This window comes from Gottfriedia sp. OAE603, assembly GCF_040543965.1.
In the GTDB taxonomy this organism is placed as follows: domain Bacteria; phylum Bacillota; class Bacilli; order Bacillales; family Bacillaceae_G; genus Gottfriedia; species Gottfriedia solisilvae.
Genome location: NZ_JBEUNN010000001.1, coordinates 3,081,694 through 3,098,698, shown reverse-complemented (window position 1 = coordinate 3,098,698; position 17,005 = coordinate 3,081,694). Strand labels below are relative to the sequence as shown.

Here is a 17,005-nt window from a genome sequence, read left to right as displayed (position 1 = left end):
TGTAATGCTCTTGAGGTGTTACAAATTGCTGTAGATAAAGGGAGGTTTTTATTTTGAATAAAAAAGGTCTAATCGTAGCTACTGGTACTGTTATAACTGCATTGGCTTTATCTGGTTGTGGCACTGATAATAATGCAATGAATGACCGTAATGACAAAGTTGGATACGAAAGAGTGAACTTCGACAATAGACCGACTAACCCTTATGCGGTGAACGAGCGTTATGTAAATGATTTAAATTATCCAAACAATAGAGATATGTATTCAAAACAAAATGTTCATTTTGGTAATGATCGTATTAACGAAGGATTGAATAGTGAATATAAAAATGATGGCATTATCCGTGACGGAAATAATGCACGAAATGCCAATAATTATAACAATCAATATTCATTAACTGATCAGACTCGTTATAATACAACTAATAATGTAAATGATAATTCACTCATACCATTTACGAATATTAGCACTAACACTAGAATGAACGAAGGGGATAGAATTTACGCAGATCAAATCTCAAAACGAGTAGAACAAATGACAAATGTAAATGACGCAAAAACAATTGTCGTTGGAGATCAACTACTTGTTGCTGTAGATTTAACGAATAAGAACGTTGATGAAGGTGCACTTCGTTCAAAAATCAAAAGTACATTATCACCATATACAAGTGGTAAAAAAGTATATGTCACATTTGATGGTAATGTAAGAAATGATATCATGAATATTCCAAACGACACGAATAATATCATTCGTAATACAAAGAATGATGTTAAAGATATGTATCAAGATGTTAAACGTGGCGTAAAAGACATAACGACTAACAAGTAAGGTAAAAAGGAAGAGGCGTATGCTTCTTCCTTTTTACAATAACGATGAGTCGCTGATCAGATACGTATTTGTTATCATTGTTAGCAAAGTAATAAAATAAATGAAAAAAGAATTGAAAAGGCTAATATTGTATGCTAAAGTGTATTTATCCTAAAAATGACCAAAAAACAAATTTGGTCATTTAGTCGAATAGGAGGGACTATGTGAGTAATGTAAAGAAGCAGTTTATATTAGAAGCAGCAACAAAATCTTTTACAATATTTGGCTATAAGGCGACGACTATGAGTCAAATCGCAAAACAAGCAAATGTTGGTAAAGGAACAATTTATACTTTTTTCAAAAATAAAGAAGAATTATTTGATGAAATCATCAATAACTTAATTATTGAAATGAAATACTTAGCTGAAGAATCAATTCGTGATGAAGATTCATTTATCGAAAAAGCTCATAAAGGATTAGAAGTATTTATTGCATTTCATAGTGAACATGATTTAACAATTAAGCTAATTCAAGAACAAAAAGAAATAGGCACAACAGCAGTACATGATGCGCTGAAACGTTTAAACAATTCAATTATTATTTACATTAAAAAGAAAATTGAAGAAGCAATCCAGAAAAATGAAATTGTTGCATGTGATCCTGAAATGACTGCTTTAATTATGTTACGACTTTACACTACTTTGAAAATTGAATGGGAAAGAGAACATGAAGCACTTAGTCCACAAAAAATAACAGAACTATTTAATTTTTATATTCTAAATGGATTATCAAAATGATATCCATTTAATTTATAGTATAAAATGACCAAATGAACAAAACGGTCAATTAGTACAAGGGGGAATATATTTTGAACTCACAATTTGGAAAGGAATTTAGCAATATTGTTCGCAATAAGAAACTTCTAGTTCCGATCATTGCAGTATTGTTAGTACCATTACTTTATAGTGGTATGTTTTTATGGGCATTTTGGGATCCATATGATAAATTAGATCAAATTCCAGTCGCAGTCGTTAATCTTGATGAAGGTACTGAATTAGATGGTAAACAAATTCAAGTTGGTAATGAGTTGATCGATAATCTAAAGAATGACGATAATTTTAAATGGACATTTGTCGATAATGAAAAAGCAATGAAAGGCTTGAAAAATCAAGACTACTACATGGCTGTTCGTATTCCAAAAGATTTTTCTAAAAATGCAGCTACGGTAACTGAAAATTCACCTAAAAAATTGACAATGGAATATATTCCAAATGAAGGTTTTAACTTCTTATCTGGTCAAATAGGTGGTACTGCTGCTGAAAAAATTAAAGAGAAAATAGCAAACACGATTTCAAGAACTTATGTTGAAACAATTTACGATCAAATCGGTGAGTTAACTGATGGAATATCGAAAGCGAGCGATGGATCTTCACAGCTTGATAAAGGTGTAGGAGACGCTAAAGATGGATCAACAAAACTTTCGAATGGTTTAAAAGAACTTTCAAGTAAGTCAGTAGAATTAAAAGAAGGTGTTGGCAAGCTTGATAATGGTTCAAAACAAGAGCTAAATGGATTGACACAGTATACTTCAGGCGTTAGTCAAGTAAATGATGGATTAAAACAATTAGAATCAAATGCAGGACCACTAGGGTCAGGTATTAATCAATTGGCACAAGGATCTAATCAAGTAAATGCTGGTTTAAGTCAGTTAAATGGAAAAATGCCGGCATTGCAAGATGGCTCAGCTCAATTACTTGAGGGATCAAAATCCATTTCTTTAGGACTAAAAGAATGGAATAAAGGTGCAACATCAGCTGCAACAGGAGCTCAACAAGTAGCAGCTGGAATTGAACAACTACAAAAAGAAATGGCGCCATTATTAGCTTCATTACCTGCTGAACAACAAGCAGTCTATAAAGCAAAAATAGAGGCATTAGTATCAGGCAGTAATTCTGTTTCAACTGGTATCTCTCAACTATCTGCAGGTGCAGAAAAATTATCTGCTGGCGGAGAGAGTTTATCAGGAGGAGCACAAAAACTGAATGACTCACATAAAGAACTTGCAGCAGGTGTCTCAAAATTAGCTAAAGGTCAGTCTGAAGTTTCAAATGGATTGACTCAATTAAATGACAAGGCTCCACTCTTAGTTGATGGCATCAATCAACTAGCTGCTGGTGCAAATCAATTAAATGATAACTCACCTAAATTATTAGGTGGTATGAATCAAATTTCTAATGGGATTTCAACTTTAAATGGAAATACGCCACAATTAGTATCTGGTGTAGATCAATTAAAAGATGGTTCAATTCAATTAGAAGATGGATTAACAAAAATAAAAGATGGAACTAGTGAATTATCAAGCAAGCTTGGTGATGCTAAGTCTAAAACGAGTGATGTATCAACGAATGATGAACAATTGGATATGTATTCTGATCCAGTTACTCTTGAAAAAGATAGTGTAAATGCAGTTCCTAACTATGGAACAGGCTTTACTCCATATTTCTTATCAATGGGATTATATGTTGGAGGCTTATTACTTTCTGTAGTATTCCCACTAAGAGAAGCTGCTTCTAAACCTCGCAATCCATTTAGCTGGTATGCAGGAAAAACGAGCATCCTAATTGGTGTAGGGATTATACAATCATTTGTAGCAAGCTTAGCATTAATTACATTATTAGGATTAGATGTAAAATCTTTACCATATTACCTATTAATCAGCTTAGTAGCAAGCTTTGCATTCTTAGCTTTAATTCAAATGTTAGTAACAGTATTCGGAGACGCAGGTCGATTCCTTGCAATTATTGCGTTAATTTTACAGTTAACAACAAGTGCAGGAACATTCCCATTAGAATTAGTACCAGATTTCTTACAACACTTTAACGCATTTTTACCAATGACTTATACGGTAAGTGCATTTAAAGCAGTTATTTCAACTGGTGACTTCAGCTTTATGTGGCAAAATGTAGGTATCCTTGCAGGATTTATCGTGTTATTTAGTTCAATTACTTTGATGTATTTTGTAGTGAGCTTCAAAAAGCAACACGGTAGCCAAATGAACGAACAAACGATTAATGCTTAATAACGTTAAAACCCTATCAATTTGATAGGGTTTTTGTTTGTTATAATTCTGTAAAAAATACTTTGAGTTATATGCAATATTGAAAATTTAGACATGACGTATTGAAAAAGACGATCAAGTTAATTGGAAAAAAGTACTTGAATCCTGTGAGAGTAGTGGGACGAGATATACCAACAGGATGAAGGGCAAGTAAGCTAAAACGACGCCATGTTGTAACTCTTGAAGGTGCCACAAAATGTAAAAGAAAGTGTACAGCAAACTACCCATTGAAATAGATTTGCTAGAGCGGTAAAAAATCATTTTTTATTAATTGTTAATAAAGCATTTAATCAAATATTTTTCTAAAGAGAATTCTCAATTGAAAGGTGATTGGAACGGAAGGATGCTCAGCGCACGCCCCATGGAAAGCGAGCATCCTGCAGTGGAAAATATCATCATACTTTTTTATAGACGTTAATAAGCCTCAATTAGACTTGTCATGTAATAAGAGCATGAGATAATAAGTGTATGATTTGATGAAAGGAGATCGTATAAATGATTAAACAAATCAATCATCAAGATCGTCATACTGCAAAACAAATATTAGATGTACAAATTCCTGCATACAAAATAGAGGCTAAGATAATTGGCTTTGATGGAATCCCGCAATTAAAGGATACTGTTGAAACAATCGTAACTTCAAGTGAACTATTTATTGGTTATATCCAAGAGAATAAATTAATAGCTTTCCTATCCTACTCAAAAGATGAAACTGAATATCAAATATGTAGATTAGTTGTTCAGCCTGCCCATTTTAAACAAGGCATCGCCAGGAAATTACTAAAATACTTTATGAACGAAATTGTTAGACATCATGAAAAAGTAATCGTGAGTACAGGGACAGATAATGTTCCAGCTATTAATTTATATAAAAGTGAAGGGTTTGCATTTCTAAAAAATATAGAAGTCGCGCCTAACTTTTATATTTCTATATTTGAAAGTGAATCAAAAATTAACTAAAAAGTGAAATAATTCAAAAAGTGTTCAAATAATAAAGAAATGAAACAAATAGAAAGTGATAAGATAATAGTAATAAAAAGAACTAGTAGTTCTTTTTTACATTTTTGAATATCGCATTGTTTGCTATTCATTAACCCCCAATTTGCTCATAAAGGTCACTCTTTATGAGCTTTTTTTTGTTAGATTGAAATAGGATAAAGTAAAAAAAAATGGTCAAACTAAAAAAGCTTGTACAATATGTCTATAGGAGTTGATGTTTGTGAATAAGTTTATTTTGATTTTAGTATGTTTGCTTTTCTTATTTATTCCAACACAAACTGAAACATTGGCAGAGCTCAATCAGGTTGATTCATACGATTATTCTACTGAAAAAAAGGGAATCACAATCATTCTTCATAAAGTTTATGTGAATGGAGAAGTAATAGAGGAAATATATATTAATCAACACAAAACTCTAAATCAAGTTAAACGAGAATTTAAAGATTGGAACGTTATAGAGGAAAATGATGATGAAATCGTTTTACTGAAAAAAATAGATGACCTTTCACCAACGTTAAAATCAAAAGGTTATATTGGAATTAATGGAAAAGGCATGTTGAATTTATATATTGGTATACCTAGTGGAAATAATATTATTGAATCTTTCTTTCAGATTGACACGAATAAATTAGAAGTAAATAAACAGAAACAACTTGAAAGAGGAATTAAGATATCAACGAAAAAAAGATATGACCATATTTTAAATTATTTAAGAGAATATGCACGTAAAGATACTTAATACATCAATAAAAAATGGACTTGTTTCATAACAAGTCCATTCTGTGTGTAGAAACAACTAAAAATGAGATTTAGACAGATTGAAAACACTTGTCTTTCGAGGCGTGAAGCCTAAAGAGGAGCGGATTTACCTGGTGGTTAGCACCGCAAGCATGAGAAACAACTAAGAAAGCAAGCTTTTGGCGGGCAGTCCTAATTTTTCCATTCATTTCTTAAAATCGAATAGGAAATCGTAGAGTGAGCAATATCATCTTGAATTAAATAATCTCTCAATAATCCTTCATTTACGAACCCTAGTTTTTCAAGTAGTTTTTGAGAAGGGATATTTTCTGGATAGACGATCGCACCAATTCGGTTAAGGTTCAATTGATCAAAAGCGTATGTACAAATTGCTTTTACTGCTTCTGATGCATACCCATTTCCCCAGTAATCAGGATGAAGCTCGTATCCAACCTCGGCTCTCTTATTTCGTTCTTGATAGGCATTTAGGCCACATGAGCCTATTAAAGTATTTGTTTCTCTATTTATGATCCCCCAACGAATACCTTTTTTTGTTGCAAACATCTCTTTAAAGTAATGAATAAGATCCAATACCTCACTAGTATTATTGATTGTATCAAGCCCGTAATAGCGGGTCACATTTTCAATGGTCAGTATTGAATACATTCGATTTAAATCAGTTACCTCAATTTCCCTTAAATAAAGGCGTTCCGTTGTTATGAATGGAAACATATCAAATAACAGCCTCCTTTTTTGATAAAAATTCTATTTTCGACATTTTCGACAGTCGTCTATTTTTTTCCTTCTTCTTTATATGGTACAATGGAATACATGTAAAAAGGGGAGAGTACCATGTACGAATATATAATTGGAAAGATAGAATGGGTTGGTCCTGAATATATTGTGGTGGACCATAATGGAATAGGATATCAGTTAGTAACGCCGAATCCTTTCGTTTTTAGACCTTCGAATGAAGAAATAAAAGTTTACACACATCACTATGTTAGAGAAGATATAATGATGTTATATGGTTTTAAGACAATGGATGAACGTACTTTATTTCAAAAACTATTAAGTGTTTCTGGAATCGGTCCAAAAGGTGCTTTAGCAATCGTTGCTACTGGTGAGCCGAATAAAATTGTTCAAGCGATTGAAGAAGAAGACGAAACATTTTTAACAAAATTTCCAGGTGTCGGTAAAAAGACTGCTAGACAAATGATACTTGATTTGAAAGGGAAACTTGAAAAAGTATTTGGCGTTGTGCAGGTTGATTTATTTACTGATATTGATGCGATAGAAGAAAAAGAACAAGCGGCTTCATCATTAGATGATGCTATGGAAGCATTGAAAGCATTAGGTTATGCTGATAAAGAAACGAAAAAATTAATTCCAATATTAAAAGCAGAAAATCTGTCAACTGATGAATATATTAAAAAAGCTCTTCAATTATTATTGCAAGCTAAGAGGTGATATAAATGGATGACCGGATTTTATCTAGTGAGAGTCAAAGTGAAGAATTTGATCAAGAACTTTCTTTACGACCTCAGTCGCTAAGAGAATACATAGGACAAGATAAAGTAAAAAAGAATCTACAAGTTTTCATAGAAGCCGCTAAAATGCGAAGTGAATCTTTAGACCATGTTCTATTATATGGTCCTCCAGGGTTAGGTAAAACTACATTAGCTGCAATTATAGCAAATGAACTTGGCGTTGGGTTTAAAACGACATCTGGGCCTGCCATCGAGCGACCTGGTGATTTAGCAGCTGTTTTAACATCTCTTTTGCCTGGGGATGTTTTGTTTATCGATGAAATACACCGCTTACCAAGGACAGTTGAAGAAGTACTTTACCCAGCGATGGAGGATTTTTTCTTTGACATCGTAATTGGTAAAGATGCTACTGCTCGCTCAGTTCGAATTGATCTACCGCCTTTTACTTTAATAGGCGCAACAACTAGAGCTGGTTTACTTTCAGCACCACTGCGAGACCGATTTGGGGTATTAAATCGATTAGAGTTTTACACCGTAGAACAACTTGCGTTAATCGTAAAACGTACTGCTGAATTATTTGGAATGGAAATTGAAAAAGATGCTACATTAGAAGTTGCTAGAAGGTCTCGAGGGACACCTAGGATTGCAAATAGATTACTGCGTAGAGTGAGAGACTTCGCTCAAGTTCAAGGAAGTGGAATCATCACGTTTGATATAGCAAAAAGCTCTCTAATTCAAATGCAGGTTGATGAAGTTGGCCTTGATCATATTGATCATAAATTACTTTTAGCAATAATTGAACGTTTTAGAGGTGGTCCTGTTGGACTGGATACGATTGCAGCTTCAATTGGTGAAGAATCACAAACAATTGAAGACGTATACGAACCCTACTTACTTCAAATTGGATTTCTTCAAAGAACGCCAAGAGGTAGAATTGTTTCAGATTTAACATATAAACATTTCGGATTAGAGGTTCCAAAACAATGATTGAGATGTCAAAAGTACTAATAACACTTGGAATTGTTTTACTTGTTGTTGGGCTATCATTACGCTTTTTTGGAAAATTACCAGGCGATATATTCTTCAAAAAAGGTAATGTATCTTTTTACTTTCCAATCGTAACATGTATTATCATAAGCGTTATTTTATCACTTATTTTCTCAATAATTGGGAGAAAATAGGTTAGAGGTAAAAAGTTAAGGAAGATTGTGGAGATAAGTTGAAAGAAGCGAAAAAGAAATTCGTTTCTTTAACTCCCATTCTGTTATTAATATAGAAATAGGTGAAAGTATGGAAGTACAATTATTTGATTTCGATTTACCAGAAGAGTTAATTGCGCAAACACCGCTGTTAGATCGTGAAGCATCTAGATTAATGGTATTAAATAAAGAGACTGGCAATGTTGAACATAAGCAGTTTCCAGATGTTTTGGAGTATTTGCAAGAAGGAGATTGCCTTGTCTTAAATGAAACGAAAGTTATGCCTGCTAGATTATTTGGTGAAAAAGAAGATACAGGTGCACAAATTGAAGTTTTATTGCTTCAGCAAGAAGAAAAGGATGTTTGGGAAACACTAGTAAAGCCTGCAAAAAGAGTAAAAGAAGGCACGATCATTCAATTTGGTGATGGCCGTTTAAAGGCTGAATGTGTTGGTACAAGTGAGCAAGGTGGAAGAAAACTACAGTTTCATTATGATGGTATTTTTTATGAAATACTTGATCAACTTGGTGAAATGCCACTACCTCCTTATATTAAAGAAAAATTGGATGATAAAGATCGCTATCAAACAGTTTTTGCTAAGGAAATTGGTTCTGCAGCTGCTCCGACAGCCGGTTTACATTTTACGAAAGAACTATTAAACAAAGTTCAAGAGAAAGGTGTTAAACTTGCATTTATTACACTACATGTAGGATTAGGTACTTTCAGACCTGTAAGTGTAGATTCGATAGAGGAACACGATATGCATGCTGAATACTACTTTATGTCTGATGAAACTGCAAACCTATTAAATGAAACAAAGGCAAACGGGGGAAGAATAATAACAGTTGGAACAACATCTACCCGTACTGTTGAGACGATTGCAACGGCAAATGATGGGAAATTTGTAGGTTGCAGTGGTTGGACGTCTATCTTTATCTACCCTGGGTACCAATTTATGGGGATAAATGGGATGATTACGAACTTCCACCTACCAAAATCAACATTAATCATGTTAATTAGTGCTTTAGCTGGAAGAGAAGCAGTACTATCTGCATACAAACAAGCAGTTGAACAAAGATATCGCTTTTTTAGCTTTGGCGATGCAATGTTAATACTTTAAGATTGAAAGGAATCTAACAATGACAGCAATACGTTATGAACATATAAAAACTTGTAAACAAACTGGTGCAAGATTAGGAATCGTCCATACACCGCATGGTTCTTTTGAGACACCTGCATTTATGCCAGTAGGTACTTTAGCAACAGTAAAAACAATGTCTCCTGAAGATTTAAAAGCGATGGGTGCAGGTATTATATTTAAGTAATACATATCACCTTTGGCTTAGACCAGGTCATGAAATCATTAAAAACGCAGGTGGATTACATAAATTCATGAACTGGGATCGACCAATATTGACGGATTCTGGTGGTTTCCAAGTTTTTAGCTTAAGCCAATTCCGTAAAATTGAGGAAGAGGGCGTACACTTCCGCAATCATTTAAATGGGGATAAACTATTCTTATCACCAGAAAAAGCAATGGAAATACAAAATGCTTTAGGCTCTGATATCATGATGGCATTTGATGAATGCCCACCATATCCTGCTGAATATGATTATATGAAACGTTCTGTTGAGCGTACGAGTAGATGGGCTGAGCGATGCTTAAATTCACATGCACGACCAGAGGATCAAGGATTATTTGGTATTGTTCAAGGTGGAGAATATGAAGAGCTTCGCAAACAAAGTGCCAAGGATCTAGTTTCATTAGATTTCCCTGGCTATGCAATTGGAGGATTATCAGTTGGGGAGCCAAAGGACGTAATGAATAGAGTGTTAGAGTTTACAACTCCATTGCTACCTACAAATAAACCACGTTACTTAATGGGTGTAGGTTCTCCAGACTCATTAATCGATGGCGCAATTCGCGGTGTGGATATGTTTGATTGTGTACTTCCAACTCGTATTGCAAGAAATGGTACATGCATGACAAGTGAAGGTAGATTAGTCATTAAAAATGCAAAATATGCAGAGGATTACTCACCACTTGATCCAAATTGTGATTGCTATACATGTAAAAACTATACTAGAGCATATATCCGTCACCTAATTCGTTGTGAAGAAACATTTGGAATGAGATTGACTACTTATCATAACTTACATTTTCTGTTACAATTAATGGAACAAGTTCGTCAAGCAATCCGTGAAGACCGTTTAGGAGATTTCAGAGAAGAATTCTTCGAACAATATGGCTTCAATAAACCGAATGCTAGGAACTTCTAATTTTACATAATGAAAGGAAGAAAAAAATGTCAGGTGGAATAGCAGGGATTTTACCATTAATATTAATGTTTGTAATTTTCTACTTCTTATTAATTCGTCCTCAACAAAAGCGTCAAAAAGCAACTGCTGCAATGCAAGCTGCAATTGGTAAAGGCGATGCGATTGTAACAATTGGCGGTTTACATGGAACAGTTGATTCAATCAACGAAGAAAATAACACGATCACATTAAAAACAGCAGATGGTTCACGTTTAGTTTTCGATCGAAACGCAATCCGTGAATCTAAAGCGAATGCATAAATCATATTGATTGAACGTAAAAACGCTAGTTTATTTGATAAGCTAGCGTTTTTTCCATTTTATAATGGATTAGCGATTATAGGATTTATTACTTGCAGTATTTACTCCGAAAATAGAACCCAACATACAAATAGCAATAAAGATAGCGTGGTACATTAACTGCTCTTTAGAAAATGTACGGTCATAACCAAGGAATTGTACAAAAAATACAAATATAGAATAAGCTCCACTAGTTAATAAACCTAGTAACCATCCTTTTTCCTTCCCTTTAGCACCTGTTACAAACCCACCGATTAACATAATAATAAAAGATAGGACAAAAGTTGTTGTTGTCACACTTGCTTCAGACAGTGAAGTTAGTCTAAGTAATAATGATAAAATTAAACTAATTGACAATACTAATAACAAAATGGTTAAAACACCGTAAGAGACAGCTACTGCTGTTTTTTTCATCTATAATTCCCCCCTTGTACACTCTTTAATACAAGCATATTCATGAGTTGGATTTTTAGAATACTTATAGCATAAATACAAATAGTAATTTATATATTGGACTTCATAGTAGAGTTAAGTGTCTTCATTTAATAGAAATATGATATTTATTGATTAGTTATGGGTGTGAGGTGAGTAGCAAATGGATCTTGGTTCTATGACGATTCGTACGATTGTCATCTATTTAATCATCGCTTTTTTGTTTCGGGTAATGGGGAAAAGAGAGATTGGAGAATTAAGTTTATTAGATTTAGTCGTTTTTATTTTATTAACTGAAATTGCTGCAATTGGTATTGATAGGCATCAGGAACCAATTTTCGAAGTCGTATATCCTATGTTACTAATTGTCATCATTCAAATTATTTTATCTATCATTTCATTAAAAAGTGTTAAGTTTAGAAAATTGTTAGACGGTACGCCAGTTTTCATCATTAGTAACGGGAAAGTTCTTGAAAAAGAAATGAAGAAACAAAGATATACGTTCGATGATCTTCTTTTACAACTAAGAGAAAAGGATATTGGTGATATTAGAGATGTTGAATACGCTATACTGGAACCGTCAGGAAAACTAACTATTTTTAAAAAGAATACTAAAGAGAGTGAAATAAGTGCATTAACGTTTCCGCTTATTCTAGATGGTATCGTTCAAGAAGATAATCTGTTTCACTATAAAAAAGATAAAATATGGTTACTTCAACAATTAAAAAATCATGGCTATACACATTTTGAGCAAATCTCATATTGTAGTGTAAGAGATGGTGAAGTGTTTTTTGATAAGAAAGATGATAAGTGATATAGGTGAAGAGTGATGGAATCGCGCTATTTTAAAAGGCGTTTTCGTTACTGTTGTTGATATTTAAGAATGCGTAAGTTGATTACTACTCCAGGATGCTCTCTTTCTGTGGGGTCTTTAAAAACAAAAAAGTGTCTATTATACAAACATACTTGTATAAAGACACTTTTTTGATTACTTCTTTTTGCTACTTTCTAAAGGTTCGGAGTAATTGGAATGGAAGGTACGAAGACTCCTATGGGAGATGCGGGAAACTTGAGACCCCGGAGGCTCGCCGAGGAGGATTAGGGTTACGCCCCATGGAAAGCGAAGTACCTGGAATGGAAATCAGCATTCTTTTTTAACAGAGCCTTGTTTTTAAAAAAACAATGTTGAAAAGCAATAAATTATCTAGTAATGATTTTTTTGAAAAATGGCAGTCGAATGATTTCATCCTTCTTAATTAAATTAAAAAGTAGAATCAATAGTATGTACATTAGCGTTACAATTGAGATACTTGATAAGGTTTGTACTAATAAAGAAGATGAGAACACTACATAATGCTTTATAAAATTGCCTAAGTAGATACAAGCTCCTAAAACAATTAAGCAGTACACATAGTCTTTAAGATAGATTGTAAATTGAATTGCTTTTAGTACTGTAAAAAAGTGAAGTACTGTAATCGTGACAATGCTTATGTTCATTGCTAAAGCGACTCCGTTTATACCAAATTTTGGATTGGTCGCAAGTAAAAGAATGAAGGCGATTTTTACGACTGAACCAACAAAACTATTAATCATTGCTGAATTTGCAAGATTTAATGCCTGTAGAACAGCTTGAAGTGGTCCTTGGAAATAATAAAAGATAAAGCAAGGTGCAAGTAATAAAATGAAAGGGGTTGCTTGGTCACTCTTATACATTAAAGTTAAGATCGGAGATGCAAACACATAGAGAATGACAACAGACCAACCGCCAGCAATCATAGAATATCTAAGTGATTGTTGTAATCTTCGTTCTACTGTAATGCGATCTTTTTTTGCCATTGCTTCACTTATGGCAGGAACAAGAGAGGTTGATAGTGCGTAAGTTATAAACGCTGGGAGCAGTAGTAATGGTAATGCATAACCCGAAAGTAAACCGTATTGTTTTGTTGCAGCAATTGCCGTGACACCAGCTATCGCTAAGCTTTGGGAAACAACAATTGGTTCTAAGAACATTGAAATGGAACCAATTAAACGGCTACCTGTAGTTGGTAAAGCAATACTTAATAAATCACTTAGCGTTTTTTTACCATCTTTAATGTTTGAACGGAAACCAGTTATAAATTTTGCATTTTTTTCTTTCCTAAATACATATAACATGTAAACCAGTGAAGCTAATTCTCCGAAAACTGCAGAAATAATTGCCCCACTAGCAGCAAATTCTACCCCATATGGCAAAAATGTTTTGGTACAAACTGCTACTAAAACAATACGAACTGTCTGTTCAATAACTTGAGAGAATGAAGATGGACGCATGTTTTGCACACCTTGAAAATAACCACGTAAAACTGATGAAATTGCAATGATTGGTACAACTGGAGCAATTGCAAATAAAGGATACATCGTTCTAGCATCTGTTAATAAATTTTTTGCTATATATGGAGATAAGAAGATCATCGCGGTTGTAAAGATAATACTTAAAATTCCTGTAATTGTCATTGAGACGGCTAAAATTTTCTTTATTCTGTCTTTTCTTTGTTGTGCCACTGCCTCTGCAATTAATTTTGAGATTGCAATTGGTAAACCTAATTGTGTTAAGGTCATTACTAAAAACAATGTTGGTACAGCCATCATATATAATCCGACGCCTTCTTCTCCCATAATCCTTGCTACTACAATTCGGTTAAAAAATCCTAATATTCGCGTAATAAGTCCCGCAATTAGTAAAAAAAACGTCCCTCTTAAAAACGTTTGCTTTGACATAGCGTTTACCACCTTCTCAAACTGCCTAGAATGATTTACAATTATATATATGCTTTAAATGTAGCCAAGCATGACAAGTTCACATCTAGAGAATGAAATAATATGGACTAATGTCATTTTTCTAAAAATACAGAAAATTAGGAGGGAAGAGTATGTCGGCGTTTCGTGAAAAGGTTTCTGAATATAAACCGAAGCTACAAGTTGTAATAGAAAGTAAATTGGACGAGTTTAAAATGCTTGGATATGATACCGTCAGTGAAGATGAATTGTGGCAATGCCTGGAAAACACTCTATGGCGAAAGAATGAGGACGATCCGAAACTATTTCAACTTGTTGAAGACATACTCTCTTTAACTGTAAATGATTATATGAATTATATTCGAATTGAATCGTTTAAATCTCCTACATGGCAGTTTGGAGAGTCAATTTAGCCAAAAATTGACAATGAAAAAATTGCATTTGTATAATGAAAGAATGAATACATACCATTTTTATACTAGACTTGGACAATTTAGAGGAGGAAATTCACAAAATGGTGAAGCGTAACAGAATAGTTGCCTTCTTCTTAATTATTGCTGTTTTAGCAGCGGTAATTGGAACGACTGTAATGGGTACAGCGAACAAAATAAAGCTAGGTCTGGATCTACAGGGCGGCTTTGAAGTACTTTATAAGGTCAAACCAATTAAAGAAGGCGAAAAAGTTAATAAAACTGTATTAGTAAGTACAGCAAAAGCATTAGAAAAACGTGTAAACGTATTAGGTGTTAGTGAACCTAATATTCAAATTGAAGGAAAAGATCGTATTCGTGTTCAATTAGCTGGTGTAAAAGACCAAGCGAAAGCACGTGATATTCTTTCGACTGAAGCGAACTTAACGATTCGCGATGTAAATGACAAAGTTTTAATGACAGGTGCAGATTTAAAAGAAGGTGCATCTAAACAAACATTTGATGAAATGAATAAACCAAGTGTTTCCATTACATTCAAAGATGCTAAAAAAGTTGAATCTGTAACGAGCAAAGTATTACAAATGGGTCCTCCTAATAACATGATGGTTATTTGGTTAGATTTTAAAGAAGGCGTAGATTCATTTAAAAAAGAATCTGCAAAAGAAAAACCAACATATTTATCAGCAGCTAGTGTAAATCAAGTATTTACAGATGATTCTCTTTCCATTGTAGGATCTACTTTTACAGTTGAAAGTGCAAAGGAATTAGCTGATTTATTAAATGCAGGTGCACTTCCTGTACATCTTAAAGAACTATACTCTACATCAATTGGAGCTAAGTTTGGAACTGATGCACTTCATGAAACAATCTTAGCTGGTATCGTAGGGGTTATCATCATCTTCTTATTCATGCTTTACTTCTATCGTTTACCAGGACTACTAGCATGTATCATGCTTACTGCATATGTATACTTGACTTTACTTGTATTCGATTGGATGAATGCCGTATTAACACTACCAGGTATTGCTGCCTTAATTCTAGGTGTTGGGATCGCGGTAGATAATAATATCATTACGTATGAACGATTAAAAGACGAGCTTAAACTAGGTAAATCAGTAGCATCTGCTTATCGTGCTGGAAACCAGCGCTCATTTGCAACAATTTTTGATGCAAATATCACTACATTACTTGCAGCAGCAGTATTATTTATCTTTGGTACAAGCTCTGTAAAAGGTTTTGCAACAAGTTTAATTGTTAGTATTTTAGTAAGTTTTATTACGGCGGTATTTGGAACTCGTTTATTACTTTCTTTATTAGTTCAAAGTCGTTACTTAAATAATAAAAAAACTTGGTTTGGCATTAAACAAAGTGAGATTTTAGGATTAAATCATAATCTAGCACATCCGCCAACTAAGTATGATAAAGTCGATTTCGTAAGTATCGGACGAAAATTTGTTTATTTCTCAATTATTACTACGATCATTGGTGTAATTGTCCTTTCAATTTTCCATTTAAATCTTGGAATTGATTTTGCAAGTGGAACACGTGTAACATTTGAATCAAAAACAGCTGTAACGAAACAACTTGTTAATGAAGAACTAGAAAAATTAGGATTAGAAGCAGAGAGTACTACTATATCAGAAAATGGTGGAAAAGCTGGTTCTATTGCGTTTAAAGGTGTCTTATCTAAAGATCAAATCAAGAAATTGAAAAAAGAATTTACAACTGAATTCGGAGTTGAGCCGAATGTTAGTACTGTAGATCCAGTAGTTGGTCGAGAATTAGCAGCGAATGCATTGAAAGCATTAGTGATTGCATCTATAGGGATCATCCTATATGTATCTTTACGTTTCCAATTCTCTTATGCTTTAGCTTCAGTAGTTGCATTGATTCATGATGCGTTCTTCATTGTTGTTGTATTTAGTATTTTTAGATTAGAAGTTGATATTACATTTATTGCGGCTGTCTTAACGATTGTTGGTTATTCAATTAATGACTCAATTGTTACGTTCGACCGTGTACGTGAAAATATGAAGCTTAAAAAGAAAATTCGTACGAGAGAAGAATTGAATGAAATTGTGAATGATTCGATTCGCCAAACTTTAGGTCGTTCTGTTAAAACAGTACTTACAGTAGTTTTAGCAGTCATTGCATTATTAATTTTTGGTAGTAGCGCAATTCTTAATTTCTCAATTGCTTTATTAGTCGGATTAGTTGTTGGAACATATTCTTCAATCTTTATTGCATCTCAAATTTGGCTGTATATAAAAGGACGCCAGCTTGATAAACATCAAGTAATAGAGACTGAAGAAGCAAAATAAAATTTTAAGAGTATAGGCTAAATGCTTATACTCTTTTTGTTTTAGAATGAAACGAAAATGAAAATACTACTTAAATGT

16 protein-coding genes and 1 pseudogene are annotated in these 17,005 nt (G+C 33.5%); 14 read left to right on the top strand and 3 right to left on the bottom strand.

Annotated features, from left to right (window positions below):
• Window positions 1–53: 53 nt before the first annotated feature.
• The 5 genes from ABID96_RS15895 to ABID96_RS15875 all read left to right on the top strand — a co-directional run bounded on the left by ABID96_RS15895 (window position 54) and on the right by ABID96_RS15875 (window position 5,662).
• Complete coding sequence (locus ABID96_RS15895) at window positions 54–827, top strand: YhcN/YlaJ family sporulation lipoprotein (protein WP_192602865.1); 774 nt, start codon at window positions 54–56, stop codon at window positions 825–827.
• Between the two features lie 203 nt (window positions 828–1,030).
• Window positions 1,031–1,603 (top strand): TetR/AcrR family transcriptional regulator, encoded by a 573-nt coding sequence (locus ABID96_RS15890; RefSeq protein WP_192602864.1) that lies wholly within the window; start codon window positions 1,031–1,033, stop codon window positions 1,601–1,603.
• 71 nt (window positions 1,604–1,674) lie between these two features.
• Complete coding sequence (locus ABID96_RS15885; RefSeq protein ID WP_192602863.1) at window positions 1,675–3,885, top strand: YhgE/Pip family protein; 2,211 nt, start codon at window positions 1,675–1,677, stop codon at window positions 3,883–3,885.
• A gap of 534 nt (window positions 3,886–4,419) precedes the next feature.
• Window positions 4,420–4,884 carry a GNAT family N-acetyltransferase gene (locus ABID96_RS15880; RefSeq protein WP_192602862.1) on the top strand — a complete coding sequence of 155 codons (465 nt, stop codon included), beginning with the start codon at window positions 4,420–4,422 and terminating at the stop codon, window positions 4,882–4,884.
• Window positions 4,885–5,143: 259 nt separating this feature from the next.
• Window positions 5,144–5,662 carry a BofC C-terminal domain-containing protein gene (locus tag ABID96_RS15875; RefSeq protein ID WP_192602861.1) on the top strand — a complete coding sequence of 173 codons (519 nt, stop codon included), beginning with the start codon at window positions 5,144–5,146 and terminating at the stop codon, window positions 5,660–5,662.
• 191 nt (window positions 5,663–5,853) lie between these two features.
• Here the strand turns inward: ABID96_RS15875 and ABID96_RS15870 are convergent, their stop codons facing one another.
• Window positions 5,854–6,393, bottom strand: a complete 540-nt coding sequence (locus ABID96_RS15870; protein WP_192602860.1) for a GNAT family N-acetyltransferase — start codon at window positions 6,391–6,393, stop codon at window positions 5,854–5,856.
• Between the two features lie 120 nt (window positions 6,394–6,513).
• Here ABID96_RS15870 and ruvA point away from each other — a divergent pair, with 120 nt between their 5' ends.
• From ruvA to yajC, 6 genes and pseudogenes are all read left to right on the top strand, one after another.
• A complete protein-coding gene (gene ruvA, locus ABID96_RS15865) occupies window positions 6,514–7,131 on the top strand; it encodes a Holliday junction branch migration protein RuvA (protein WP_087998630.1) in 618 nt (205 codons plus the stop codon).
• Window positions 7,132–7,136: 5 nt separating this feature from the next.
• Window positions 7,137–8,138 (top strand): Holliday junction branch migration DNA helicase RuvB, encoded by a 1,002-nt coding sequence (gene ruvB / locus ABID96_RS15860; RefSeq protein ID WP_087998631.1) that lies wholly within the window; start codon window positions 7,137–7,139, stop codon window positions 8,136–8,138.
• The gene (locus ABID96_RS15855) at window positions 8,135–8,332 is read left to right on the top strand and encodes a DUF2905 domain-containing protein (protein ID WP_192602859.1); all 198 of its coding nucleotides are present in this window, start codon (window positions 8,135–8,137) and stop codon (window positions 8,330–8,332) included. Before ruvB ends, ABID96_RS15855 begins: the two co-directional genes overlap by 4 nt.
• Before the next feature lie 109 nt (window positions 8,333–8,441).
• A complete protein-coding gene (gene queA / locus ABID96_RS15850; RefSeq protein ID WP_192602858.1) occupies window positions 8,442–9,470 on the top strand; it encodes a tRNA preQ1(34) S-adenosylmethionine ribosyltransferase-isomerase QueA in 1,029 nt (342 codons plus the stop codon).
• Window positions 9,471–9,489: 19 nt separating this feature from the next.
• Window positions 9,490–10,630 (top strand): annotated as a pseudogene (gene tgt, locus ABID96_RS15845) (tRNA guanosine(34) transglycosylase Tgt).
• A 26-nt stretch (window positions 10,631–10,656) separates the two neighbouring features.
• Window positions 10,657–10,929, top strand: a complete 273-nt coding sequence (gene yajC, locus ABID96_RS15840) for a preprotein translocase subunit YajC (protein ID WP_087998635.1) — start codon at window positions 10,657–10,659, stop codon at window positions 10,927–10,929.
• A gap of 69 nt (window positions 10,930–10,998) precedes the next feature.
• Here the strand turns inward: yajC and ABID96_RS15835 are convergent, their stop codons facing one another.
• Window positions 10,999–11,382, bottom strand: a complete 384-nt coding sequence (locus ABID96_RS15835; protein WP_192602856.1) for a TIGR04086 family membrane protein — start codon at window positions 11,380–11,382, stop codon at window positions 10,999–11,001.
• 181 nt (window positions 11,383–11,563) lie between these two features.
• Here ABID96_RS15835 and ABID96_RS15830 point away from each other — a divergent pair, with 181 nt between their 5' ends.
• Entirely contained in the window at window positions 11,564–12,214 is a 651-nt protein-coding gene (locus tag ABID96_RS15830; protein ID WP_192602855.1) for a DUF421 domain-containing protein, read from the top strand.
• Window positions 12,215–12,600: 386 nt separating this feature from the next.
• Here ABID96_RS15830 and spoVB read toward each other — a convergent pair whose 3' ends face one another.
• Complete coding sequence (gene spoVB / locus ABID96_RS15825) at window positions 12,601–14,157, bottom strand: stage V sporulation protein B (RefSeq protein ID WP_192602854.1); 1,557 nt, start codon at window positions 14,155–14,157, stop codon at window positions 12,601–12,603.
• Between the two features lie 152 nt (window positions 14,158–14,309).
• Here spoVB and ABID96_RS15820 point away from each other — a divergent pair, with 152 nt between their 5' ends.
• Both ABID96_RS15820 and secDF read left to right on the top strand, forming a co-directional pair.
• Window positions 14,310–14,588 carry a post-transcriptional regulator gene (locus ABID96_RS15820; protein ID WP_192602853.1) on the top strand — a complete coding sequence of 93 codons (279 nt, stop codon included), beginning with the start codon at window positions 14,310–14,312 and terminating at the stop codon, window positions 14,586–14,588.
• Window positions 14,589–14,689: 101 nt separating this feature from the next.
• Complete coding sequence (secDF, locus tag ABID96_RS15815) at window positions 14,690–16,927, top strand: protein translocase subunit SecDF (RefSeq protein ID WP_192602852.1); 2,238 nt, start codon at window positions 14,690–14,692, stop codon at window positions 16,925–16,927.
• Window positions 16,928–17,005 lie beyond the last annotated feature (78 nt).